The organism is Sinomonas albida, assembly GCF_004919045.1.
In the GTDB taxonomy this organism is placed as follows: domain Bacteria; phylum Actinomycetota; class Actinomycetes; order Actinomycetales; family Micrococcaceae; genus Sinomonas; species Sinomonas albida.
In genome coordinates, this window is sequence record NZ_SWDW01000009.1 from 59668 (window position 1) to 83766 (window position 24099).

Genomic DNA, 24099 nt, shown 5'->3' on the forward strand with positions numbered 1-24099 from the left:
GGGTTAGGGGCGGCTGGGCGGGTGGGCGGCTGAAAGGGTGACGGGACCCCACAACCCGCCGGACGGGACCCCACAACCCGCCGGACGGGACCCCACAACCCGCCGGACGGGACCCCACAACCCGCCGGACGGGACCCCACAACCCGCGGGACGGGACCCCGCAACCCGAGCACCCGTGGCGGGTTAGGGCCCGGCGAGCCGCTCCACGAAGTCGAGGCCGAGCCCGGGTGCGGGCTCGAGCGTGACCTCGGCGCCCTTGCGGCGGACCGGTGACGGCGAGGCCAGCACGCCGAGGGACTCGAACGCGGTGTCCTCGACCTCCTCGACCTCGACCTCGCCCGGCAGGGTCGCGACGAGCTGGGCCGAGAGGTCGGTGAGCAGATGCGGCGCTAGCGCCACGGAGCCCGTCCGGGCGAGCGCCGCGATGCGGCGGAACGGCGTGATGCCGCCAACGCGCACGATATTCGGCTGGATGATGTCGCACGCGCCGGCCGCGACGTACTCGCGGAATCGCTGGAGCGTGTGCAGGTTCTCGCCGGTCGCGATCGGCACACCGATGCTGCGCCGCAGCTGCGCATGTCCCTCGAGGTCCTCGGCGCGCAGCGGCTCCTCGAGCCAGTGCAGTCCGAAGCGCTCGAGGGCGACGACGGCACGGCGGGCCGTCGGCAGGTCCCAGCGCTGGTTCGCGTCGATCATGAGGCGGCGCCTCGGGCCGAGCAGCTCGCGGACCGCGGCCACCCGCTCGACGTCCTCCGCGAGCTCGGGCTTGCCCACCTTGATCTTGACGGCGCCGTACCCGGCCTCGATCCAGCGGCGGACCTGGTCGAGGAGCTCGTCGAGCGAGTAGTGCAGGTTCACCCCGCTGCCGTAGGCGGGCATTGACGTCCGACGGCGGCCGAGGAGGTCCGCGACCGGCACGCCGAGGCGCTTGCCGAGCAGATCCCACAGCGCGAGGTCGAGTCCCGCGAGCGCGATGGTCGTGAGCCCACCCCCGCCGGCCTCGTGCAGGCGCACCCACAGGGCGTCCCACACGGCCTCGGGATGCGTCGGCCCGCCGATCGCGGCCGCGGCAATGTCCTCGTTGAGCAGACTGACCACCGCGCCGGCGCCCACCGTGGGCGTCCAGCTGAACCCGGTCCCGCGATGGCCCGCGGAGTCCTCGACGTCGACGACGACGAAGTGCACCTCCGGAACGTCCGGTCCCCAGGGGCGGGGCAGCGGCGGAACGAGAAGACGCGTGCGCAGCGAGGCGAGCACCGGCTCGGGTGCTGCGCTCCTTGGCGCGGGGGTCACGAGACCACCACGGCGCCGTCGTTCGCCGAAACCCCGACGGCCAGCTCGCGGCCCACGGCGAGGATTCGCTCGAGCTCCGCAAGGTGCTCGGGCCGCGGGTCGGTGAGCGGCGGGCGGACGCCGCCCACCTCGAGGCCGCCGAGCCGCACGCCGGCCTTGACGAGCGAGACGCCGTAGCCAGGCACCGCGTCGCGCAGGTGCACGAGCGGCCTGTAGAAGCGGTCGAGGAGCTCGCGGCGGCGCGTCTCGTCGCCCTCCTCCGTGGCGCGGTACGTCGCGAGGGCCACCTCGGGGGCCATCGCGAACGCGGCCGACGAATACAGCGGGACGCCGATCCCGCGGTACGCGCCCTGGCTGAGCTCGGCCGTGAGGAGGCCGTTGAAGAACTGGAAGTCGGTACGGCCGGTCGCCTCGACCGCGAGGACGACCTCCTGCGTAAGCGCGACGTCCCCGACCCCGTCCTTGAACCCGACGATCTGCGGGTTCGCGGCGAGGCCCGCGACGGCCTCCGGCGTGAAGCGCGCGTTCGCGCGGTGGTAGATGACAAGCTCTAGGTCGGCCGCGGCGGCAATGGCCTCGACATAGCGGACCAGGCCGTCGGCGGGCGCGTTCACGAGGTACGGCGGGAGCACGAGCAGCCCCTCCGCGCCGGCCTCCTCGGCGGCGCGGGCCGCCTCGAGCGCGTGGCCGAGCGGGCCGCCGGCGCCGCCGAGGACCGGGACGTCGGCGCCTGCCTCGCGCACGGCCTCCACTGCCGAACGGACGACGGCGCCCGCCTCCTGGGCGGTCAGCGCGTGGTATTCGCCGGTTCCGCAGGCCGCGAAGACGCCGCCCGGGCCATACGGGAGCCGGGAAGCGACGTGTTCGCGCGCGAGGCCCTCGTCCACGCGGCCCGCGGCGTCGAACGGCGTGACGGGGAAGAAGAGAATGCCGTCGAATTTCATGGGGCTCCTTGGGCTAGCTGAGGTGGACTGACGTGGCCGCGAGCGGCTCGCCCTCGAGTTCGGTGCGCCACGAGCGCTGCGGGCGCCAGCCCAGGAGGCGGAGCGCCTTCGCCGACGTGAACGCCGCCTGGGTGCCGGTGAGGTGGGCCGAGATCCCTTCCGTGCCCGGAAAGTACTGCGGGACGAGCTCGGAGAGCGGACCGCGGGCCATCGCGTCGTCGGCCCCGACGAAGAACACCTCGCCGTTCGGGATCTGCTCCGCGGCCTCGAGCCACCGCTCGACGAAGCCCGCGGCGTCGCGCGCGTCGACGTAGTTGAACAGCGACACCGAGGCGAGCTCGGGCCGCGCGAGCCGCTCGGCGACCGTGTGGCCCTGCTGCGTCGGCGCGCCGCGCCACTCCTCCGGCGAGATGACGAAGCAGGGGCGGAACGCGCCGAACCGGGCCGAGTCCCCGAGCTGGGCGACGAACATCCGGACCGTCGCCTCCAGGGTCGCCTTCGAGAGCGCGTACGCGTTCCACGGCGCGATCGGATGCTCCTCGTCGATGGGGAGGTACTGCGGGGACCAGCCCTGCGGCGTCCCATAGCCGAGCACCGTGGGGCTCGACGCGACGAGCACGCGGCTCGCGCCGGCGTCGACCGCGGCGCTCAGGACGGAGAAGCACAGCTGGACGTTCGTGCGGAGGATCACGTCCTCCGGCGCGCTGAACGGCACCGCGATGGCGGCGAGGTGGACCACGCCCTCGGGCTGGATCGCTCCGAGGGCGTCCTTCGCGGCGGCCGAGTCGGCGAGGTCGAGCGTGTGCTGGTGCACGGCGTCGTCGGCGCTCGAAATGAGACCCGACGCCGCGCGGTCGAGCGAGTGGACCTCGTGGCCGCGCGACGCGAGGTGGTTGACGACGCTCACGCCCAAGCGGCCGGAACCTCCGGTGACTGCGATCCTCATGCTCGGGCCGCCGCAGCGCCGTCGACGCGATCCGCCTCGGTGACGGGCGCGCCGTCGTCCGCCGAACCGTCGAAGGTGAGCGGAGCGTCGTCGTCGAGCGGCACGCCGAAGTCCGCGAGCCGGACGGCCTGACCGGTGCGCAGCGATTCGTTCGCGCCCACCCCCACGAGCACGCTGCGGATGCCGTCGATGTAGCCGGCCTGGTGGTGCAGCGGATCGTCGCCGGGACCGCGGAAGACGTCGGAGAGCAGCATCGCGTCGCCGCCGCCGTGGCCGCCCTCGCCCTCGGGGATCGGGATCTCGCGTGCGGGCTCCCACAGGCGCTGGAGGAGGACGCGCTGGCCGGCGGGGCGGGCACTTCCTCCCGGGTGGGCGGGGTCCTCGGCGACGGACGGGTCCAGCGTGTGCTTGTCCGGGGCCACCGAGCCGCGCTCCACGACCTCGATCTCGACGCGGCCCTCCGTGCCGTTGAACGCCACGCGGTAGCCCTCCCACGGGGAATGCGCCACGAGCGTGTACGCCATGGAAGCGCCGCCACGGTAGCCGACCACGAGGCTCATGTTGTCCTCGATGTCGATGCCGTCGGCGAAGACGTCCTGGTCGCGGTGGTAGCCGTCGTCCGCTTCACCCTCGAGGTAGAGGCCGCGCAGCTTCGGGTCCGCTTCGAGGTCCAGGTTGAACGGGTCGTCGCGGTCCGGGTTGTCGCGGCTCAGCGCGGGGCGCTCCCCGAGGCCGCGCGCGGCGGCGTTGTCCGCGCCGTAGAAGCGCAGGCCGCCCTGCGCGTAGACGGTCTCCGGCACGTCGCCGAGCCACCAGTTGACGAGGTCGAAGTGGTGCGTGGACTTGTGCACGAGCAGGCCGCCGGAGTTGGCCTTGTTGCGGTGCCAGCGGCGGAAGTAGTCGGCGCCGTGGACGGTGTCGAGGCACCATTCGAAGTGGACGGAGGTGACCTTGCCGATCTGGCCGGACTGGATGATCTCCTTGATCACCGAGTTGCGTGGCGAGTAGCGGTAGTTGAACGTCACCACGAGCTTCGCACCGGACGTCTCCGCGGCGGCGCGCGCCGAGCGGACGATGTCCGCAATGCCCTGCACCGACGTCGTCATCGGCTTCTCGCAGATGACGTCGACGCCGCGGTCGAGCGCCGCGGCCACGTAGCGCGCGTGGGTGAAGTCCGGGGTGGTGACGATGAGCGCGTCGGGGCGTTCGGTCTCGAACATCTCGGCCAGCTGGTCGGGGCCGTAGTGGCGCGTGGGCTGCCAGTCGGCGCCGCGGGCGCTGATGCGCGCGTCGTGGTACCGCATGCGGTGCTCGTTCGTGTCGACGAACGCCACCACTGAGCCGAGGTCGGAGTGCGGGCCGAGCAGGGCGTCGACGTACATCTCTGCGCGCGAGCCGGTGCCAGCGAGGGCGTACTTTCGGGGCGTGCCGGACGCGACGGGAGCGGTTTCGGGAACGGTTTCGGGGGAAGCCATGGGGCGGTTTTCTCCTCGGTGAGTGTCCTCAGAAGGCTGAGTAACCGGTTTCTCACCACCGTACTCCACCCAGCCCCGACTGCCAAGGGTCGGCGGGAAAGCGCGTGCCGGACGGCGGCCGGCGCTCATTACGCGGCCGGCGGGGCGGACGACGGCGGTCGGCCACCCGCCGTCGTCCGCTCGCCCTGTGCCGTCCCGACCTTGTTTCCGCGGCAGCCGCGGCGTGTCGCCCGCGACGCGCCGGTTCAAGCCGAGTTCACCGTCAAAACAAGGTCGGGAAGGAACGTCCAGGCGGCTCGCCACCGCAGGCCAACCGGAACCGCCGGCTCAAGGGATCCGGAGCACCACGTTGCCGACCTTCTGCTGGCTCTCGACGTAGCGCGCGGCCTCGACCGCTTCGTGCATCTCGTAGACGCGATCAATGACTGGCCGATAGTGGCCCGCCTCGACGAGCTGCCTCAGGAACGCGAGATCCCGCTGCGGATTGGTCGATCCGACGGCGATGGCCACCTTCTTGCCCCCAGCCAGCCTCGTGACGGGAAAGAGAAAAAGGTTCGCGGCGCCGTCAGTCGGCAGATACCAGCCGTGCGGGTTCAGGGAGGCCCTGCAGCGCGAGAAGGAGAGCTTGCCCACGGCATCGAAGACCACGTCGTAGGTCTTGCCGTTGCGGGTGAAGTCGTCCTGCGTGTAGTCGATCAGCTCGCTAGCCCCGAGGGATCGCAGGAGTTCGAAGTCCTTGGTCTGGCACACCGCGGTGACGGTGGCTCCGCGATATCGGGCCAGCTGCACTCCCGCCGTGCCGATCGAGCCAGAGGCACCATAGACGAGCACGCTCGATCCGGGCCGCAGGCGGACCTGCTGAAGGCATCCCGCCGCATTCAGAAAGCCGTCCGCGATGCCCGCCGCCTCGTCGAAGCTCGCATTGACGGGTTTGAGCGAGACGCGCGACCGCTCCCCCACCGTCACGTACTCGGCGTTCGCGCCGAAGCGGAGGCCGGTGACGCCGAAGACCTGATCGCCTGGCTTGAAGCGGCGGACCGCGGCCCCGACTCGTTCCACCTCGCCCGAGTATTCGCTGCCGATGATGCGATGGCGCGGCCCCCGCACGCCGAAGATCAGCCTGCTGATCAGGCTGATCACAGGCCCGTTGCTCGCGTTCGCCTCGCGGCTGTGGACGTCCAGGCGGTTGACGGCGGCCGCGCGGACCTTGACGAGGAGCTCGTCGCTCGCCGGCTCGGGCTTGGGCACCTCTTCGATGCGCAACACGTCCGGCGGGCCGTAGCGGTCGTAGACGACCGCCTTCATCCGTTCAGACGAGCGGCCCACGGGCTGTGCGCTGGCCCCGCTCATGAGTCGAGTCTGAGCAGGCGGCTGCGGCCTGTCAATTGGTGCTCGTCAGCCCGCAAGTGCTCACCTCCCGCGGCGGTGCACCTCGTCAAGCAGCCGCGCACACCGGATGAACCCGAGGTGGGAGTACGCCTGCGGATGATTGCCCAAGTGGGTCTCCGTCGACGGGTCGTACTCCTCTGGCAGCAGGCCGGTCGGGCCCATGAGCGCGACCAACCGCGCGAACAGCTCCTCGGCATCATCGACGCGGCCCACGGCCAGGAAAGCCTCGATGAGCCACGCCGTGCACAAGTGGAACCCGCCCTCGAGGCCCGGGAGGCCGTCGTCGTACGTGTAGCGGAACACCGTCGGGCCGACGCGGAGCTCCCGCTCGACCGCGGCGACCGTCGCGAGGAAGCGCGGGTCGAGTGGGTCGATGAGCCCCGAGAGCCCCACGTGGAGGACGGCCGCGTCGAGATCGGGGCTGTTGTACGCGACGGTGAACGCGTGAGCGCCGTCGTCCCACCCCTCGGCGAGCACCTCCGAACGGACGACGGCGGCGAGCGGCTCCCAGCCGTCGTCGGCCGTTCGTCCGTGGCGGCGGGCGACCCGGAGTGCGCGGTCGAGCGTGACCCAGCACATCGTCTTCGTGTAGACGTGGTGCCGCGGGGCGCGGCGGGCCTCCCAGATGCCGTGGTCGGGCTCGTGCCAGCGCGCGCTGACCGCCGTCGCCATCTGGACGAGGAGCCGCCAATGCTCGTCCGGCAGCTCCCTCGTGCGCTCCGACAGCACATCGATGAGCTGCGCGACCGGGCCGAACACGTCGAGCTGCACTTGGTGGTCGGCGGCGTTGCCGATCCGCACGGGCCGCGAGCCCGCGTAGCCCGGAAGGTGCTCGATCGAAGCCTCGGTGGAGAGCGGCGCGCCCGTCACAGAATAGAGCGGGTGCAGCCATTCGGGCCCCGGCGCCGTCGCGAGGATCCGGCCGAGCCACGCGAGGAAGCCGTCGGCCTCGTCTGTCGAGCCAAGCTCAACAAGGGCCATGACCGTGAGCGAGGCATCGCGGAGCCAGCAGTAGCGGTAGTCCCAGTTGCGTGTGCCTCCGATCCCCTCCGGGAGGGACGTGGTCGGGGCCGCGAGAACGGCGCCGGTTGGCTCGTGCACGAGGTGCCGCAGGGTGAGGGCGGACCGGACCACGAGGGATGGCTTGACCGCCGGGATGTCGAGGCTCCGCACCCACGCGCGGGCAGCCAGCGCTACGGCCGCGCGCCGCGCGGGCTCCTCCGCGGGGTCGGGCTCGTGTGCTTCGGGATCGCCGCAGCGCAGCGTGAGGACGACCGGCCCATGGGCCAGGTCGGCGTGGCCCGTCGCGGTCGCGTGGCGGCCATCGCCCTCGATCGCGAAGCGGACGCCGGGCGCATGGAGGACGATCGGCTCGGACGTGCCTACTACGTGGAGCGAGTCCCCGCGCGCCTCGATCGCGCACGGCGCCCCGGCATAATCAGGCCGCGGGGCGAACACGATCCGCGCGGGCCCCGTGCCCGTGAGAACCCTCACGAGCTGGGTGATGCCCTCTGGCGACGGCTCAAGGTAATCCGTGACCGCGACGTCGGCCCAGCGCGTCTCGACGATCATCGTGTTGTCGACGTACCGCTGGCCGAGGAGGCGGGACGCCACGAGCGGGCCGACCGAGAAATGCCCCGCCGGATCGCCGCCCAGCACATGCGCAAAGAGCGAACCCGAATCCGGCAGTGGGTGCGTCATCCAGCAGATCTTGCCGTCAGGGGTGACGAGCGCCGTCGAGCTCCCGTCGCCGAGCATCGAGTGACGTTCGAGCGCGACGGCCTCCTCGCCGAAGAGCCAAGCGCGGCGCAGCTCGAACAGGACGGCGAGTACGCGCGCGAAGGCCTCGGGGTCGCGGAGCTGGTGCCGCGCCGTCGTCTCCCGCAGCCCGATGTGAAGGCCGAGGTCCGGGCCGCGCAGCGTCGCGAGCGCGTCCTCGTCGCTCGAGGCGTCGCCCGCGAAGAGCGCCGCGCTCACGCCGAGCTGGGCGCGCAGGCGGTCGAGCGCCGCGCCCTTGGCCGGCGGGAGCGCGGAGAGGTCCAGGACCGTCCCGTCCTCGATGAAGAACAGCCCGTACGCCGCCGCGATCTCGCGGGCGAGGGATGTCGCGGCCTCGGCGGCGTCCGGATCGGCCTCGCGGCGGTGGACCGCGAACGCGGCGGGCTTGCGCTCGAAGGCCAGGCCCCGGTCCGTGACGAGCCGCTCCCCCGGACCTTCACCGAGCCGGGCCGTGAGGCGCTCCATGAAGGTGTTGCCCGCGAGCTGAAGCACGCCATCGGTGGCCCTCGGCATCGAGTACGCGAACGCCATGTCGAACTCGTGGCCGTGGGAACCCACGAGATGGATCTCCGCGGGCAGGCGCGAGATCGCCGCGAGATCGCGCAGGGACCGGCCCGAGATCACGGCGGCGTACGTGTTCGGGAGGGCTGCGATGGCACGGAGCGCCACGGCAGCGCTGCCGAGCGGGAGCGTCTCCGTGGTCTGCCCGTCCACCGGAGTGAGCGTCCCTCCGTAATTGCAGGCGACGAGCAGCGACGGCTGCCGCGCGAGCATCTTGAGCTCGGCCATGAGCCCCGGGCCGATCCCGTCCGCGTCGTCCTGGCCTTGCAGATAGGGACGCAGGAGCCCGAGCGGCAGCGAGCCGCCCAGGAGCGCCGAATCCGCGACTGTCTGGTTCAGGGGTGTTGCCATGCTGCGCCTCCGCTCGCCACGGTTTGCGCACCAGTGTGGCGGGGCGCCGTTTCCGGACGACGGCGGAGGTGTTGCGCGGGCGTAAAAGGGGCCTGGAAGTAGTGCTGGGCCTCAGGGGCTCACGAGTCGCTGCGTTGTTCCCTTTGTCATCCCGGAACGCATGCGGAGGGCTAGGCGGTCAGAGCGGTGTACTCGCGGAGCTCGACGCTCGCCCGGACGGCTGTGCGGAGGGCGGGTAGGCCGCCGTCGAGAGCGCCGGCGGCGCGGGCCTGGACAAGCACGTTGCCGAGCGCGGTCGCCTCGACGGGCCCCGCGAGGACGGGGAGTCCGGTCGCGGCGGCCGTGAGCCGGCACAGCAGCTCGTTCTGCGAGCCCCCGCCGACCACGTGCACGGCCTTCGGGCGCCGCCCCGAGAGCTCCTCGGCCTGCGCGAGCGTCCGCGCGTACGCCGCGGCGAGGCTGTCGAGGATGCAACGGACGATCGCGGCCGGGTCGCCCGGGAGCGTTGCCCCGCGGCGTTCGACGGCGGCCCTGATCCGGGCGGGCATGTCACCGGGCGCGATGAACTCGTCCGAGTCGGCGTCGATTTGCGGGCCGTCAGCCGGAAGCGCGGCGGCGTCGGCGAGCAGCTGCTCGAGCGGGAGGTCGAGGCCCTGGGCCGCCCACTCACGCTGCGACTCACTCAGGAGCCACAGGCCGCCGACGTTTCGCAGATACCGGATGGTGCCGTCCACGCCGCGTTCGTTCGTGAAGTTCGCGGCCCGGCTCGCCTCCGTGAGCACGGGGGCGTCGAGCTCGACGCCGACGAGCGACCACGTCCCCGAGGAGATGTACGCGACGTCCTCCCCCGGCGCCGCCGGCACCGCCGCGACGGCCGAAGCGGTGTCGTGCGAGCCGACGGCGACCACGGGCGTGTCTGCCGGCAGGCCGGTGCGTCCGACGACGGCGGGCAGCAGGGTGCCGTACGCCTCGCCAGGCGCGATGAGCTGGGGGAACAGGCCCTCCGGAAGGCCGAGGGCCTCGAACAGCTCGGCGGACCATGTGCCGGTCTTCGCATCGAGGAGGCCGGTCGTGGACGCGTTCGTCTCCTCCGTGCGGCGCGCGCCCGTGAGCCAGAACGCGAGGAGGTCCGGGATGAGGAGCGCGTGCACGCCGTCGAGATCCGGTTCGGCCGCGAGCTGGTACAGCGTGGTGAACGGCAGGAACTGCAGGCCGGTCACCTCGTAGAGCCGCTCAGGCGAGACCTTCTGGTGCACGACCGGGACCGTAGACTCCGTGCGGGAGTCGCGGTACGCGTGGACCGGCAGCCGCAGCCGGCCCGCCGCGTCCACGAGGCCGTAGTCCACCGCCCACGTGTCGATGCCGATGCTCTCCATCCGCTGTCCGCGCGACGCCGCAAGCTCGTGTGCTTTCGCGAGGCCCGTCTGGACCTCGGCGAAGATGCCGCACACGTCCCAGCGCAGCACCGTGGTCCCGTCGCCCCTGGCCCCGTCGTCGAGCACGCCGTTCGGGAAGCGGTGGACGATTTCGAGCGAGACCCGGGGCGCGCCGTCGGCCGTTCCAACTCCGACAGGCAGCCCGGCGCCGTCGTCCGCGCCCTCGTGAGAAAAAACAGTGGCGAGGATGACGCGCCCCGAGGAGGCTCCGACGTCGACCGCCGCGAAGCAGCGAAGGCCGGTCCGCGCCGGGGAGATACGCCCGTTCACCGCAGGAAGGCGGCGGCGACGCCCGCGTCGACCGGGATGTGGAGCCCCGTGGTGTGCGAGAGCTCGTTGCTGGTCAGGACGGCGGCGGCGTTCGCGACGTGCTCCGGGAGGACCTCGCGCTTGAGCAGGGTGCGCTGGGCGTAGTACTCGCCGAGCTTCTCCTCCGGCACGCCGTAGACCGCGGCGCGCTTGGCGCCCCAGCCGCCGGCGAAGATCCCGGAGCCGCGCACCACGCCGTCGGGGTTGATGCCGTTGACGCGGATGCCGTGCTCGCCGAGCTCGGCCGCGAGCAGGCGCACCTGGTGGGCCTGGTCGGCCTTGACCGCCGAGTACGCGATGTTGTTCGGGCCCGCGAAGACCGAGTTCTTCGAGGAGATGTACACGATGTCCCCGCCCAGGCCTTGCGCGATCATGGCCTTCGCCGCGGCCTGGGAGACGAGGAACGAGCCCTTGGCCATGACGTCGTGCTGGAGGTCCCAGTCCTTCTCGGACGTCTCGAGGAGCGGCTTCGAGATGGACAGGCCCGCGTTGTTGACCACGAGGTCGATCCCGCCGAACGCGAGGACCGTCGCGTCGATCGCAGCCGCGACGGCGGCGGCGTCGGTGACGTTCGCGCGGACGCCCACGGCTACGTCGGCGCTACCGAGCTCCGCCGCGGCGGCCTGGGCCTTCTCGAGGTCGAGGTCCGCGATGACGACGCACGCGCCCTCAGCCGCGAGGCGCGTCGCGATGGCCTTGCCGATGCCGGAAGCCGCGCCCGTGACGAGCGCGATGCGCGTCGCGTGCGACTTGGGCTTCGGCATGCGGGCGAGCTTGGCCTCCTCGAGCGCCCAGTACTCGATGCGGAACTTCTCGCGCTCGTCGATCGGGGCGTACGTCGAGACGGCCTCGGCCCCGCGCATGACGTTGATCGCGTTGAGGTAGAACTCCCCCGCGACCCGGGCGGTCTGCTTGTCCTTGCCGTAGGAGAACATGCCCACGCCCGGGATCAGCACGATGGCCGGGTCGGCCCCGCGCATCGCGGGAGAATCCTCTTCGGCGTGCCGCTCGTAGTACGCCGCGTAGTCCTCCCGGTACGCCTCGTGGAGCTCCTTGAGCCGGGCCACGCTCTCCTCGATCCCGGCGTCCGCGGGTAGGTCGAGGACCAGGGGCTTGACCTTGGTGCGCAGGAAGTGGTCCGGGCACGACGTGCCCAGAGCCGCGAGCCGCTGGTGCTCGGCGGAGGCGAGGAAGTCGAGGACACGCTCGTCGTCGGTGAAGTGGCCCACCTGCGGCTTGTCCGCCGAGGCGAGGCCGCGGATCACCGGGGCGAGGGCCGCCGCCTTGGCGCGGCGCTCTGCCTCGGGCAGCGCGCCGTAGCCGGGCAGGGCCGGGCCGAACGGTTCGGGGCGGCCGTTCTCCGCGAGGTACTTCTCCGCCTCGGCGATGATCCAGAGCGAGTTGGCCTCGGCCTCCTCGCTCGTGGCGCCCCACGCCGTGATGCCGTGGCCGCCGAGGATCGTGCCGATCGCCTCGGGGTGGGCTTCCTTGATCGCGGCGATGTCGAGGCCCAGCTGGAAGCCGGGACGGCGCCACGGCACCCAGACGACGCGGCCGCCGAAGATCTTCTCGGTGAGCGCCTCGCCGTCGGCCGCGGTCGCGATCGCGATGCCCGAGTCCGGGTGGAGGTGGTCCACGTGCGCGGCGTCGACGAGCCCGTGCATCGCGGTGTCGATCGACGGCGCGGCGCCGCCCTTGCCGTGCAGGCAGTAGTCGAACGCTGCGACCATCTCGTCCTCGCGCTCGACACCCGGGTACACGCCCTTGAGCGCGCGCAGTCGGTCCAGGCGCAGCACCGCGAGGTTCTTCTCGGCCAGAGTCTCGAGGTCGCCCCCGGAGCCCTTGACCCACAGGAGCTCGACCGGCTCGCCCGTGACGGGATCGGTCTCGGTGCCCTTGGCGGACGTGTTCCCGCCGGCGTAGTTGGTGTTGCGCTTGTCGGCGCCCAGCCGGTTCGAGCGGGCGATCAGCTCGGCGACAGCCGGATTCTGGGTCTGGTTCATGGTGTCCTCGTGGGTTCGGGAGGGCGGTTTTGGGGAGGGAGGGCGGTTGAGTGGCACTGCGTCGAAGGCGACGGACGACGGCGGAGGGCAGCGTGGCGGGTGGACGGACGACGGCGCGCGGTCGCCGTCGTCCGTCCCTCGCTCAGGCGCCCCAGCCGGCCTGGGTGCCGCCCACGCGGGTGTCGTTGATGAGCTTCTGGTAGCCCGAGGCGGCGTAGGCGGCCATCGGATCGGCGGGGAGGCCGCGCTCCTCGCGCCACGCGGCCAGGGCCGGGCGGACGTCCGTGTAGAACGCATCCATGAAGACGGCGTTCGCGGCGAGGACATCGTGGTTGGCCTGGGCCTCTCCGAGGGCCTCGCGGTCGAGGAGCAGGGCGCGCAGGGCCATCTCCTGGACGTTGAGCACGGAGCGGATCTGGCCCGGGATCTTCTCCTCGAGGTTGTGGCACTGGTCGAGCATGAGGGCCACGGGCGAGTTCGGCTCGAGGCCGCCGCCGCGGACCACCTCGACCATGATGCGGAAGAGCTGGAACGGGTCCGCCGCGCCGACGATGAGGTCGTCGTCGGCGTAGAAGCGCGAGTTGAAGTCGAAGGATCCGAGCTTCCCGAGGCGCAGGAGCTGGGCCACGATGAACTCGATGTTCGTGCCGGGGGCATGGTGGCCCGTGTCGAGGCACACGAACGCCTTCTCGCCGAGGGCGAGGGTCTGGGCGTAGGAGGTACCCCAGTCCGGGACGTCGGTGTGATAGAACGCCGGCTCGAAGAACTTGTACTCGAGCACGAGGCGCTGGCTCTCTCCGAGACGCGCGTAGATTTCCGCAAGCGACTCGGCGAGCCGGTCCTGACGGGCGCGGATGTCGTCTTGGCCGGGATAGTTGGTGCCGTCCGCGAGCCAGATCTTGAGGTCGCGCGAACCGGTCGCGTCCATGATGTCGATGCACTCGAGGTGGTGCTCGATCGCCTTGCGGCGCACGGCCTCTTCCGAGTGGGTGAGCGAGCCGAACTTGTAGACGTCGTCCTGGAACGTGTTCGAGTTGACCGTCCCGAGCCTTACGCCCAGGCCCTCGGCGTAATCGCGGAGCGCCGCGTAGTCCTCGACCTTGTCCCACGGGATGTGCAGCGCGACGCTCGGTGCGAGGCCCGTGAGCTCGTTGACCTTCGCCGCGTCCTGGATCTTCTCCTCGACGGTGCGCGGTGTGCCCGGTGTGCCGAACACCTTGAAGCGCGTGCCCGAGTTGCCGTAGGCCCACGAGGGGACCTCGATCGCGAGGCCGTCCAGAGCCTCAGGGATGCGGATTTCGGTGGTGCTCATGCGTGGTCTCCTGTGGTCTGTTCTGGCTCTGAAATGGGGGCCGCGTCCGATTCGGCGGTTCGGGTCGTTTCGGATGCTGTGCCCTGAGGCTTCCGGGCGTCGCGGCGGGCCGCGGCGAGCTGGTCCTCGAGGTAGAAGACCTCCTCGAGAGCGATGAAGGATTCGTCCGGCGGTGAATCGATGCCGTCGAAGAGGCCGGCCATCTCGGCCTGCCAGCGGGCGTTGACCTCGTAGGCGGCCATGCGGGCGGTCGCGGCGTCGAGGCTGTCCGTCTCGACGTAGCCGATCAGGAGCCCGTCGGGGCGGAGGAAGAGGGAGTAGTTGCGCCAGCCCGCTGCCTCCAAGGCCTCGAGCATCTCGGGCCACACGGCGGCGTGCCGGCGCTTGTACTCCTCGATGCGGTCCGGGTGGATCCACTGCTGGAAGCAGATCCGCCGCGTCGCGGTCTCGCTCATCGGGCTCCTGTGGGTTGGGTTGGCGTGCGTGCCGCCGATTTGTTCGATTCTGAATCGATTCAAAGTAGTTTCATCCTTAGATTAGGGCCAGCGGTCGCGGGGGTCAACAGGCCTCACCGACTTTGGGTCTGTCCACCAGGAGCGCAGCCGGCTGCGGCGTCGGCGTCTCCTGCCCTTGACCGCTTCTGCTTGCCGGACCCCGCCGGCGGCGGCGGCGTCTGCTGCCCTCGACCGCTTCTCCTTGCCGGACCCCAGCCGGCTGCGGCGTCGGCATCTGCTGCCCTTGACCGCTTCTCCTTGCCGGACCCCACAAGGAGAAGCGGCTCAGGCAAGGAGATGCGGCTGAGGCAAGGAGATACGGGTGGACCCTCCCTCCCGGGAGGGGAGAGCGCGCCGTCGTCGGTGGGGCGCCGGCCCACCGCGATGATGCAGCCCCCGCCAACCCGGTGCCTCGTTACCGCCGGCGAGGAACTGCTGGGGCGGACTCGCGGTTCCCTGGTGAATCGTTTTTCCGCCAGCCCTGACCGCTCTGGACGAACACGCCACGGCCATGCCAAACTGTGGGAAAACGCTTTCCAGCTTCCCGCCACGCGGGCCACGGCGCAAAGGAGCTCCATGAGCACCCCCGCATCTCCGACCGCCCCATCGAACGACGCCGCCCGCCAGCCCGGGGGCCCAACCCCCGGGGTCCCGACCACTGAAACCCCAACCCCCGGCAGCGCCCAGCCCCCAACTGCCCCAACCCCCAGCAGCGCCCAGCCCCCAACCGCCCCAACCCCCAGCAGCGCCCAGCCCCCAACCGCCCCAACCCCCGGCAGCGCCCAGCCCCGAACCGCCCCAACCCCCAGCAGCGCCCAGCCCCCAACCGCCCCAACCCCCAGCAGCGCCCAGCCCCCAACCGCCCCAACCCCCCGAACCACGCCGTCCCGCGTCGCCCTCGTCGGCGCCCACGGCTTCGGCCTCGTGCACCTGCGGAACCTGGACCGCCTGGGCCGCGGGGGCGCCGTCGTCCTCGATGCTGTGGCTGATCCGCGCCCGCCGGACGCCGAAACGATGCCCGAGGGCGCGGCGCAGTTCGCGTCGTTCGATGAGCTGCTCGCCGCCCGCCCGGCCCCGGACGTCGCGATCGTCGCGACGCCGCTGCAGACCCACGGCCCGCTGGGCGCGGCCGCCCTCGACGCCGGGGCACAGCTCTACCTCGAGAAGCCGCCGGTCCCGTCTCTTGGCGCGTACCGCGAGCTGCTGGCTCACGCGGAGCGCCGCCACGCCGCGGTCCAGGTCGGCTTCCAGAGCCTCGGCTCGCACGCGTTGCCGGCGATCGAGGCGCTCCTCGCGTCGGGCGAGATCGGCACACTGCGAGCGGTCGGCGCGATCGGCGTCTGGACCCGCGACCTCGCCTACTACGCCCGCTCGCGCTGGGCAGGCAGACGCACCCTCGACGGCGTCGAGGTGGTGGACGGCGTCGTCACGAACCCGCTCGCGCACGCCGTCGCGACGGCGCTGCGCATCGCCCGCGCCCACCGCGAGGAGGACGTCGCGAGCATCGACGTCGACCTCTACCACGCCCACGACATCGAGGCGGACGATACGTCCGCCGTCCGCATCCTCACCGCGAACGGCCTGCCCATCACGTGCGCCCTCACGCTCTGCGCGGCCGAGTCCGCCGAGCCGTGGGTCACTGTCTACGGCACGGAGGGCGAGGCGCAGTTCTTCTACACGGAGGATCGGCTCGTGGTCCGCACCCAGGCGGGCGAGCGCGAGGAGAGCTACGGCCGCACGGACCTGACCGAGAACCTGCTGGATCACCTCACCACGGGTGCGCCGCTCCTCAGCTCCCTCGGTGATGCCGGCGCGTTCATGCGGGTCCTCGAGGCCGTGCGCACGGCTCCCGCGCCGCGCCAGATCCCGAGCGATTTCGTGGACTGGGTCGGCGAGGGGCAGGCCGCGCGGCCCGTCGTCCGCGGTATCGAGGAGGCGCTCGAGCGCGCGGTGCGGGGACAGGCGACGTTCTCCGAGCTCGGACTCCCGTGGGCCGCGCCCCAGACGGCGAGCGCGGAGCTCACCCTCCCGGACGGCCGCGCGGTCGCCGAGCTCCGCAGCGGCGCGGGCCTCGCCCCGACGCTCTCGCCGCGCCCGTACCTGCACCCCGTGCGCACGCTCGCTGGAACCGTCATCACGGACCAGCTCCCCCTCGACCACGCGTGGCACCTCGGCCTCGGATGGGCGCTCCAGGACGTGTCCGGCACGAACCTCTGGGGCGGCCGAACCTACACGCGCGAGGCCGGCCGCTACGTCTGGCGCCCCGATCACGGGCGCATCGCGATCGGGCACGCGGCTTCCGCTGCGGGCCGGCTCGACCTCGCCCTGCGCTGGGAGGCGCACGACGGCGAGGCCCTCCTCACCGAGGAACGCACCGCGAGCGCGGAGCCAGCGGGCGACGGCGCGTGGCGGCTCGACCTCTCGTCCCGGCTCACGGCGGCGCAGCCCGTGAGCCTGGGCGGCCCCGGCTCGAACGGGAACGCCGGCGGCGGGTACGGCGGGCTCTTCCTGCGGCTCGCGCCGTGCGTGGACGCGCAGGTGTTCACGCCGGTCGCCGCGGGCGAGGAGGCCGTGCACGGCCACGCCGCCCCGTGGATCGGCTGGAGCGCCCGGTTCGGCGAGGCCGAGGCCGGCGTCGTGATCGCCGCCGCGCCAGAAGCCCCGGACGATCCGTGGTTCGTGCGCCTCGCAGGCTATCCGGGGATCGGCTCGGCGCTCGCGTGGGAGCGCGCCGTCGAGCTCGGCACCGGCGGTTCGCTCGCGCGGACGTTCCGCATGTGGTTCGTCGACGGCCCGCTCGACGCCGACCGGGCCGCGTGCCTCGTGGCGAGCGCGGCGGTCGGCGAGTGATGGCTGGGGCGGGCCTACGTCCCGTCCGGCTGCGCGTCGAGGGTGCGGAGGCCTGCCTCACGGCGGGCCCCACGCCCCGTCTCGCGTGGCAGGCCGAACCGGCGGCGCCGCTGGACGCGCTCGGCGCCGCCCCGGCGTCGTCCGCGGGACCCACCGCCGCCCATCCTGTCGCCGCCGAGCCCGAGGTGCGCGCCGCCGACGGCCGCCTCCTCTGGGCCCCCGGCCGCATCCCTCTCCCCCGCCACGCCACGACGCGCGTCGTCGTCCCCGACGGCGCCGCGCTGCCACCGGACACCGCATGCCGTTGGCGGGTGCGCCTCCAAACCGACGACGGCGCGTGGGGCCCCTGGAGCGAGGACCACGCGTTCGGCACGGCGCTGTTCAGCACAGGGCTGGACGACAACGGGCTGGACGACGGGCTGCTGGACGACGGGCTGCTGGACGACCGGGGCCGGGGCGGCTGGACCGCTCAGTGGATCGCCCGGCCCGCCGGTGGCCGCGCGCCGCTGCGGATCGCGGACGGCGAGCTGCGCTGGCACGGCACCCCGTTCCTGCCCGCTCCGGTCAAGGCGGGGGCGGACTTCGTCCTCGACGCCGAGCTGCGCCCCGTGCTCGGCGCCGCGGGAGTCGTCCTCTGGAGCGCGGGTCCCGGCACCGGCCTACTGCTCGAACTCGAGCGAAGCCGCGTCGTCCTGCGGCCAGCGCCGCGCTGGGAGCAGCCGTGCGAACCCGAAGACTGGGCCACGGAGCCTCTCGTCGAGGCCGTCTTCGCGCCCGAGCGTGCCGAGGCGGGCCGGCCCCCGCACCCGGGCAGCGGTCGGCTCCACCGGCTCCGGGCGGAGGCCCGCGGCGGGAGGCTATCGGTCGCCGTCGACGGCCTGCGGCTCGCGGAGCTTGCCGTGCCCGCCCCTGCGGGGACCCTGATCGCGCTCCACGCGGCGCCGCGTGCCGAGGGGGCGCTTCAATCCCTCACGATCAGCGACGGCGCGGGCACCGGAGCGGGCACGGAGAGGTTCCGCTACCGCTCCTCGGACGGACTCGCCGGCTGGCCCGCGACCACGGCGTTCCGCCAGCCGGACGAGTGGACGCTCCTGCGCACCGAGGCTGTGCTTGCGGGCCCGGTGCGCCGGGCCGTCGTCTACGCGGCCGCCCGCCACCAGGCGTGGGTCTCGGTGGGCGGGCGGGAGGTCCTCGAGCTCTCCTCGTTCGGCTATCCGGGCGAGGACTATTACGACGCCGCCGACGTCACCGCGGCGCTCCGCGCCGTCTGGACGGGGTCAGCGGGCCAAAGGAACACGGATCCGCGGGTCACCCTCGCGATCCTCTCGCACTGGTACGGGCCCGGGCAGGGCCGCGCCTCCACGGTGCCCGGCGTGCTCGCCGAGCTCCGCGTCGAGTACGACGACGGGTCGCGCGCCGTGTTCGCGACGGGTCCCGGCTGGCGCGTCGCCGAGGCGCCGTACGCGCAGGCCGGCTACCGCAACGACGAGGGCGATCCGATCGAGCATGTCCTCGGCGCCCTGCCCGCAGGCTGGGACGCGCCTGGCTTCGACGATTCCGGCTGGGAGCCGGCCCGGGTCCTCGGCGCGAATCCGTGCCCCGAGTTCCCCGCCGTCCATCCGCGCCGCGCGCACACCGCGGAGGCTCGCGACGAGCCCGTGCGCTGGCTCGTGGCCGACGACGGCACGCCCGTCGCCGACTTCGGCACGGTCCGCGCGCGCCGCCCGCGCGCGAGCTGGGACGCGCGGCACTCCTCGGACGCGCTGCGCTCCGAGGACGATCCGCGCTCCTGGGATGCACCGCGCTCCTCGGACGAACAGCATTCCGCGGACGCTCCCGTCCGCCTCCGCGCCGGTTACGAGCTCAAGCCGGACGGCCGCGTCGACGACGCGACGCTGCCGAGCCAGAACACCGACATGACGTTCCTCGTGGGCGGCGTTGCTGCAACCGCCAGCGCCGACCCCGCGGCGGGCGCCGCCCGGGCCGCGGCCACGAGCTTCGACGCGCGCGTCCACCTCGGCTTCCGCTACCTCGAGTTCGGCGGCGCCGCTCCCGCCCGGCTGGACGCCGCCGTCGTCCGCGGGGCGCACCCCGCGGAGGCGACCTTCGAGTGCTCGGATCCGCGGCTCACGGACGTGCTCCGGCTCCTGCAGGACTCGGCGCTCCACGGCGTCCAAGAGCGCTTCGTGGACACCCCCACCCGGGAGAAGGGCCAGTTCCTCGCCGACGCGGCGAACATCTCCTACGCGACCATGGCCGCGTTCGGCGAGCGCGAGTTCACGCGTCAAGCCCTGCGCGAGTTCGCGTGGTCCGGGCGTCGGTACTGGGATGCCCCGCACGAGCGGGGCCGCGTCAACGCCGTCTACCCCAACGGCGACGGCAAGCGGGACATCCCCGACTTCAGCCTCATGCTGCCCGAGTGGGCCGAGGCGTACTGGGACGCGACCGGCGACGACGCGTTCGTCGCCGAGCTGCTCCCCACGCTCGAGGCGACGTGCGGCTATGCCCTCCGCTCGCGCGCGGATTCGGGACCGTGCGCGGGCCTCGTGACGAACCTCGAGGGCGGCGGCGGGCCTTACCTGCACGGCATCGTCGACTGGCCGGCCCCGAACCGCTTCGGCTACGACATGGACACGGCCGCGCGGACCACCGTCAACGCGCAGGCATTCGCGGCGCTCACCGCGACGGCCCGACTCAGCGCGCTCCTCGGCCGGGACCGGCACGCTGCCCTCCTCGGCGAGCGCGCTGCGGCCCTCGCCGACGCGATGCACCGCAAGCTCCGCGTGGACGGCGTGTTCGTCGACGGCCTTCGCGAGGACGGCTCACCGAGCCCGCACGCGTCCCAGCACGCGACCGTCTTCCCGCTCGCGGTCGGCGCGACCGCGCCGGACTTCCGCGCCGCCGACGCCCACCGCGCCGCCCGGTCCGGCCTCCGCATGGGGCCGCTGACGTGGCACCGGCTGCTCGGCGCGCTCATCAGCGAGAGCCTCGCGGACCAGGCGCTCGGCGTGGTGCTCGACAACCCGGACCGCGGGCCGCTCGCGTGGCTCGCCCGCGGAGCGACGTTCGCCTGGGAATCCTGGGAGCTCGAGCCCGGCTCGGACCACAGCCAGTCGCACGCATGGTCGTCGGCGGCGTGGCCCGTCCTCGTGGACGGGATCCTCGGACTGCGGCGCGTCTCCCCTGGACTCTTCGAGCTCCGCGTGCCCGAGTGCCGCCTCGACTGGGCCCGGGCCGAGCTGCCGATCGACCAGGGCACGCTGCGCGTCGCCTGGCGGCGCACCGCCACGGGCGTCGAACTCGAGTGCGAGCTTCCCCCGGGCACGGAGGCGTGGGCCGAGATGCCGAGCGCCCCGGGCGGCGCGAACGACGGCGGGCGGCGCCTTCTCGGGGCCGGCCACCATCGGCTGGGTCACCACGGGCTCGGAACGTCCGAAAAATATCCGGAGACATAGTCCGGAATAACCTCGCGAACAGCTTCGTTGGAGAGAGTGAAAGCACCGGTGCGGCCATTCCTCAGGCAGTGCCATCCCTGCCCGAAGGAGGAACGCCATGTCCCTGTTCACTATCCTCGCCGTCCTCATGGTCGGAGCCATGATGGTCATCCCGGTCGCGTGGGAGGTCCTCTCGGCCGACCGCCGCGCGGAGCGCGCGGCAGCCACGTGCTCCGCCGGGGACGCCGAGTCCAACGCCTAGTCCACGACCACGCAGCATAATGGCGTCATGTCTGAAGAGAAGGTGACCGGGCCCGCGTCCTACTTCCCCTCGATCGAGAAGAAGTACGGGCAGCCGATCAGCCATTGGCTGACCCAGCTTGAGTCCGTCGCCGATCTCAAGCACATGGAACAAGTCGAGTTCCTGAAGAAGAACTTCGGCTTGGGCCACGGTCACGCCAATGCCCTCGTGGGCTGGTTCCGCCAGAAGCAGGGCGACTAGCGCCGCAACGAACGTGCGCGATGCCCCGGCTCGAACGCTGTAGTCTCCGAGCATGAGCCGCGCTAACAGCCTGTCCGCGCCGTCCCGCGCCACGGCAAGCATCCGCGACGTCGCGGAACGCGCCGGCGTCTCCGTCGGCACGGTCTCGAACGTGCTCAACCGGCCGGACATCGTCCGCGCGGCGACGGTCGAGCGGGTGCACGCTGCGATCAAGGAGCTGGGCTTCGTGCGCAACGACGCGGCGCGGCAGCTCCGGGCGGGCCGCTCCACGACCATCGGGCTCGTGGTGCTGGACGTCCGGAACCCGTTCTTCACCGACGTGGCTCGCGGCGCCGAGGACGAGGCGGGCAGGGACGGCCTCTCCGTGGTGATGGCCAACAGCGACGAGTCGCCGGACCGCGAGGCCGCGCACGTCGACTATTTCGAGACGCAGCGCGTTCTCGGGCTACTCATCTCTCCCATCGGGGATCTCGGCGAGCGCCTCGAGCGGCTGCGCATCGCCGGCACCCCAGCGGTTCTCGTGGACCGTGTCGCCGGATCGCGGAGTCTCAGCTCGGTCGCGGTCGACGACGTGGCCGGCGGCCGCCTCGCCGCCGAGCACGTCCTGAGCCTCGGGCGGCGGCGTCTCGCATTCGTGGGCGGCCCCGCCGATCTCGCCCAGATGCATGACCGTCTTTCGGGCGCACGGGAGGCCGCGAGCGCGGTCGAGGGCGCCCGCGTCGAGGCGATCGAGACGGCGGGACTCGGCTTCGACGACGGCCGCCGGGCCGCACGGGCGCTCCTCGCACGGGTTCCGGGCGACCGCCCGGACGCGATCCTCGCCGGCAACGACCTCACGGCGATCGGCGCGCTCCAGGTCCTCATGGGCGAGGGCGGGCTGCGCGTCCCCGAAGACATCGCGATCGTGGGCTACGACGATATCGACTTCGCGAGTGCCGCCGTCGTCCCTCTTTCTTCGGTGCGGCAGCCGCGCGAGCTCATTGGGCAGACCGCCGTTCGAATCCTGCGCGAAGAGGCGGAAGACCCCTCGCTCGCTCCGCGGAATCTGGTCTTCGAGCCCGAGCTCGTGGTCCGCGCATCGACGGCGGGTCGCGCCTAGCCGCCGACATGGCGGTGGCCGGTACCGAAAGCGGACATTCCCTACGACACCGGAGGCATCCCCACGGGAAAACGTGCGGTGTCGTGGGAAAGGTCCGCTCTCAGCAGTCGTGCCGCGGGCTACCCCTGGCGGCCGGGCTCCTTCCGGCGCCACTTCGGGAGGTTCGCGATGATCTCGGCGGCGCCCTTAGCGGCGCGCTCGACGGTCCGTTCGACCGAGCGCTGGATCTGCTGAGGGCGCGTCCCCGACGCGGCGTCGACGCCGGCGAGAGCGGACGACGGCGCGCCCACCCCGGCGGCGGCAGGCACCTGCGCGGCGGGCAGCGAGTCCCCCGCGGCGGCTGGTGCGGCGGCCCCCTCAAGTTGGGACCCCGCCGTCGTACGCAGTGAGGTGAGCCAGCCGCCCACCTCGGCGAGGGGTTCGAGCCTCAGGGCGTAATAGCGCTTCTGGCCCTGGGCGCGCGTGGTCACGAGGCCCGCGTCGCGGAGGACCTTGAGGTGCTTGGACACCGTGGGCTGGCTCGCATCGAGCGCCTCGACGAGCTCGCCCACCGCCTTGTCGCCGGCGCGGAGCTCCCGCAGGATGTCCCTGCGGGTGTGGTCCGCGATGACGGCGAAGATGTCTGTCACCATGCCTCCAGCCTACCGATCCGGCGCCCAGTCTGGTTCTGCTGCGTCCACACGGACGCGGCGTGACGGTCGGGCTTCCGGTCGGCTCTCAGTCGAACCACGGGTCGAGTCCGTGGAGGGGGAAGATTTCCTTCCGGGTGGCCATGACGGCGCGGTCCACGGCGTCGTGCGGATTGAAGCCGATGTCCCACGAGCGCCACCACAGATCCGCGTCCTCGCCCATGGTCTCGGGCAACGTCTCGCCCGGGCCGAGCCGCTCCGGATACGTGGCGAGGGCGTATTCGCGCCACGCTGCCGGGGTCTCAGTGCGCAGCGGCACAGGGTGTCCCGCCGCGACGCCTACAAGGTGCGCCCACGCACGGGGCACGACGCGCAGGACGTCGTACCCGCCGCCGCCCGTTGCGATCCACCGATCGTCGCAGAAGCGGTTCGCGAGGCGAGAGACGGACAGGGCGGCCTCGCGCTGCGCGTCGACGCTGGTCCGCAGGTCCGCGAGCGGGTCGAGCGCGTGCGAGTCGCAGCCGTGCTGGCTCACGATCGCCTCGGGCCGGAACGCCTCGACGAGCGGCGGCACGATCGCGTGGAACGCGCGCAGCCACCCAGCGTCCCCCGTCCCCGCGGGGAGCGCCACGTTGACCGCGGTGCCGAGCGCGTCGGGGCCGCCGGTCTCGCTCGGGAAGCCCGTGCCGGGGAACAGCGTGAGGCCGCTCTCGTGGACGGAGATGGTGAGGACGCGCGGATCGTTCCAGAAGATCGACTGGGTGCCGTCGCCGTGGTGTGCGTCCGTGTCGACGTACGCAACGCGGCTCAGCCCGCCGTCGAGGAGGCGCTGGACGGCGAGCGCGGCGTCGTTGTAGATGCAGAAGCCGCTCGCCCGATCAGCCGCGGCATGGTGCATGCCGCCCGCGAAGTTGACCGCGTGCTGGGCGCGGCCGGCGAGGATCGCGTCCGCGGCCTCGAGCGAGCCGCCCGCGATCCGCGCGCTCGCCTCGTGCATTCCGGCGAAGGCCGGATCGTCCTCGGTGCCGAGGCCGCGCTCGGGGAGGGTCGACGACGGGTCATCGCTCACGCTGCGGACCGCGGCGATGTAGTCGCGCGTGTGGACCGACGCGAGTTCGTCGTCGCTTGCGACGTGCGGCTCCTCCACCGCGACGCGCGGGAGGGAGAACAGCCCGAGCGCTTCGCACAGGCGCGCCGTGAGGTCGAGCCGGCTCGGGTGCATGGGGTGACTGGGGCCGAAATCGTAGGCAAGCATCGCCTCGCCCCACGCGACGCGGGTCGCGTAGTCGACGC

17 protein-coding genes are annotated in these 24099 nt (G+C 72.5%); 5 read left to right on the forward strand and 12 right to left on the reverse strand.

Features of this window, described 5'->3' with window-relative positions:
- Positions 1-183: 183 nt before the first annotated feature.
- From E6A26_RS10545 to E6A26_RS10590, 10 genes are all read right to left on the reverse strand, one after another.
- A complete protein-coding gene (locus tag E6A26_RS10545; protein ID WP_136611163.1) occupies positions 184-1293 on the reverse strand; it encodes a mandelate racemase/muconate lactonizing enzyme family protein in 1110 nt (369 codons plus the stop codon).
- On the reverse strand, positions 1290-2237 hold the full coding sequence (locus tag E6A26_RS10550; protein ID WP_136611164.1) for a 5-dehydro-4-deoxyglucarate dehydratase: 948 nt from the start codon (positions 2235-2237) through the stop codon (positions 1290-1292). Before E6A26_RS10550 ends, E6A26_RS10545 begins: the two co-directional genes overlap by 4 nt.
- A gap of 13 nt (positions 2238-2250) precedes the next feature.
- A complete protein-coding gene (locus E6A26_RS10555; protein WP_136611165.1) occupies positions 2251-3183 on the reverse strand; it encodes an NAD-dependent epimerase/dehydratase family protein in 933 nt (310 codons plus the stop codon).
- Positions 3180-4658, reverse strand: a complete 1479-nt coding sequence (locus tag E6A26_RS10560; protein WP_136611166.1) for a Gfo/Idh/MocA family protein — start codon at positions 4656-4658, stop codon at positions 3180-3182. The genes E6A26_RS10555 and E6A26_RS10560 overlap by 4 nt, the downstream gene beginning before the upstream one ends.
- 327 nt (positions 4659-4985) lie before the next feature.
- Positions 4986-6008 carry an NAD(P)-dependent alcohol dehydrogenase gene (locus E6A26_RS10565; RefSeq protein ID WP_136611167.1) on the reverse strand — a complete coding sequence of 341 codons (1023 nt, stop codon included), beginning with the start codon at positions 6006-6008 and terminating at the stop codon, positions 4986-4988.
- Positions 6009-6068: 60 nt separating this feature from the next.
- Complete coding sequence (locus tag E6A26_RS10570; RefSeq protein WP_136611168.1) at positions 6069-8738, reverse strand: trehalase-like domain-containing protein; 2670 nt, start codon at positions 8736-8738, stop codon at positions 6069-6071.
- A 170-nt stretch (positions 8739-8908) separates the two neighbouring features.
- On the reverse strand, positions 8909-10444 hold the full coding sequence (locus E6A26_RS10575; RefSeq protein ID WP_234865351.1) for a rhamnulokinase: 1536 nt from the start codon (positions 10442-10444) through the stop codon (positions 8909-8911).
- Positions 10441-12486 carry a bifunctional aldolase/short-chain dehydrogenase gene (locus E6A26_RS10580; protein ID WP_136611169.1) on the reverse strand — a complete coding sequence of 682 codons (2046 nt, stop codon included), beginning with the start codon at positions 12484-12486 and terminating at the stop codon, positions 10441-10443. Before E6A26_RS10580 ends, E6A26_RS10575 begins: the two co-directional genes overlap by 4 nt.
- A gap of 142 nt (positions 12487-12628) precedes the next feature.
- Positions 12629-13798, reverse strand: a complete 1170-nt coding sequence (rhaI, locus tag E6A26_RS10585; protein ID WP_136611170.1) for an L-rhamnose isomerase — start codon at positions 13796-13798, stop codon at positions 12629-12631.
- A complete protein-coding gene (locus tag E6A26_RS10590) occupies positions 13795-14253 on the reverse strand; it encodes an L-rhamnose mutarotase (RefSeq protein ID WP_136611171.1) in 459 nt (152 codons plus the stop codon). Before E6A26_RS10590 ends, rhaI begins: the two co-directional genes overlap by 4 nt.
- Positions 14254-14868: 615 nt before the next feature.
- Between E6A26_RS10590 and E6A26_RS10595 the strand changes: the two genes are divergently transcribed.
- The 5 genes from E6A26_RS10595 (at position 14869) to E6A26_RS10610 (ending at position 22177) form a co-directional block, all read left to right on the forward strand.
- Complete coding sequence (locus tag E6A26_RS10595; protein ID WP_136611172.1) at positions 14869-17142, forward strand: DUF6807 family protein; 2274 nt, start codon at positions 14869-14871, stop codon at positions 17140-17142.
- Positions 17142-20597, forward strand: a complete 3456-nt coding sequence (locus tag E6A26_RS10600) for an alpha-L-rhamnosidase-related protein (RefSeq protein WP_136611173.1) — start codon at positions 17142-17144, stop codon at positions 20595-20597. The genes E6A26_RS10595 and E6A26_RS10600 overlap by 1 nt, the downstream gene beginning before the upstream one ends.
- Before the next feature lie 97 nt (positions 20598-20694).
- Positions 20695-20838 carry a hypothetical protein gene (locus E6A26_RS17615; RefSeq protein ID WP_168928730.1) on the forward strand — a complete coding sequence of 48 codons (144 nt, stop codon included), beginning with the start codon at positions 20695-20697 and terminating at the stop codon, positions 20836-20838.
- Positions 20839-20865: 27 nt separating this feature from the next.
- Positions 20866-21078 carry a DUF4287 domain-containing protein gene (locus tag E6A26_RS10605; protein ID WP_136611174.1) on the forward strand — a complete coding sequence of 71 codons (213 nt, stop codon included), beginning with the start codon at positions 20866-20868 and terminating at the stop codon, positions 21076-21078.
- Positions 21079-21130: 52 nt separating this feature from the next.
- Entirely contained in the window at positions 21131-22177 is a 1047-nt protein-coding gene (locus E6A26_RS10610; protein ID WP_136611175.1) for a LacI family DNA-binding transcriptional regulator, read from the forward strand.
- 119 nt (positions 22178-22296) lie between these two features.
- Here the strand turns inward: E6A26_RS10610 and E6A26_RS10615 are convergent, their stop codons facing one another.
- Positions 22297-22809, reverse strand: coding sequence for an ArsR/SmtB family transcription factor (locus E6A26_RS10615; protein ID WP_136611176.1), 513 nt, complete (start codon positions 22807-22809; stop codon positions 22297-22299).
- A gap of 85 nt (positions 22810-22894) precedes the next feature.
- Positions 22895-24061: an acetoin utilization protein AcuC gene (locus tag E6A26_RS10620; RefSeq protein WP_136611266.1), complete on the reverse strand. Its 1167-nt coding sequence runs from the start codon at positions 24059-24061 to the stop codon at positions 22895-22897.
- Between the last annotated feature and the right edge of the window lie 38 nt (positions 24062-24099).

Excerpts from the sequence above, each read along its gene's own strand:
- E6A26_RS10550 (WP_136611164.1), bottom strand. The coding sequence starts at position 2,237 with ATGAAATTCGACGGCATTCTCTTCTTCCCCGTCACGCCGTTCGACGCC.
- E6A26_RS10555 (WP_136611165.1), bottom strand. The coding sequence starts at position 3,183 with ATGAGGATCGCAGTCACCGGAGGTTCCGGCCGCTTGGGCGTGAGCGTC.
- E6A26_RS10560 (WP_136611166.1), bottom strand. The coding sequence starts at position 4,658 with ATGGCTTCCCCCGAAACCGTTCCCGAAACCGCTCCCGTCGCGTCCGGC.
- E6A26_RS10565 (WP_136611167.1), bottom strand. The coding sequence starts at position 6,008 with ATGAGCGGGGCCAGCGCACAGCCCGTGGGCCGCTCGTCTGAACGGATG.
- E6A26_RS10570 (WP_136611168.1), bottom strand. The coding sequence starts at position 8,738 with ATGGCAACACCCCTGAACCAGACAGTCGCGGATTCGGCGCTCCTGGGC.
- E6A26_RS10580 (WP_136611169.1), bottom strand. The coding sequence starts at position 12,486 with ATGAACCAGACCCAGAATCCGGCTGTCGCCGAGCTGATCGCCCGCTCG.
- rhaI (WP_136611170.1), bottom strand. The coding sequence starts at position 13,798 with ATGAGCACCACCGAAATCCGCATCCCTGAGGCTCTGGACGGCCTCGCG.
- E6A26_RS10590 (WP_136611171.1), bottom strand. The coding sequence starts at position 14,253 with ATGAGCGAGACCGCGACGCGGCGGATCTGCTTCCAGCAGTGGATCCAC.
- E6A26_RS10595 (WP_136611172.1), top strand. The coding sequence starts at position 14,869 with ATGAGCACCCCCGCATCTCCGACCGCCCCATCGAACGACGCCGCCCGC.
- E6A26_RS10600 (WP_136611173.1), top strand. The coding sequence starts at position 17,142 with ATGGCTGGGGCGGGCCTACGTCCCGTCCGGCTGCGCGTCGAGGGTGCG.
- E6A26_RS17615 (WP_168928730.1), top strand. The coding sequence starts at position 20,695 with ATGTCCCTGTTCACTATCCTCGCCGTCCTCATGGTCGGAGCCATGATG.
- E6A26_RS10605 (WP_136611174.1), top strand. The coding sequence starts at position 20,866 with ATGTCTGAAGAGAAGGTGACCGGGCCCGCGTCCTACTTCCCCTCGATC.
- E6A26_RS10610 (WP_136611175.1), top strand. The coding sequence starts at position 21,131 with ATGAGCCGCGCTAACAGCCTGTCCGCGCCGTCCCGCGCCACGGCAAGC.
- E6A26_RS10615 (WP_136611176.1), bottom strand. The coding sequence starts at position 22,809 with ATGGTGACAGACATCTTCGCCGTCATCGCGGACCACACCCGCAGGGAC.
- E6A26_RS10620 (WP_136611266.1), bottom strand. The coding sequence starts at position 24,061 with ATGCTTGCCTACGATTTCGGCCCCAGTCACCCCATGCACCCGAGCCGG.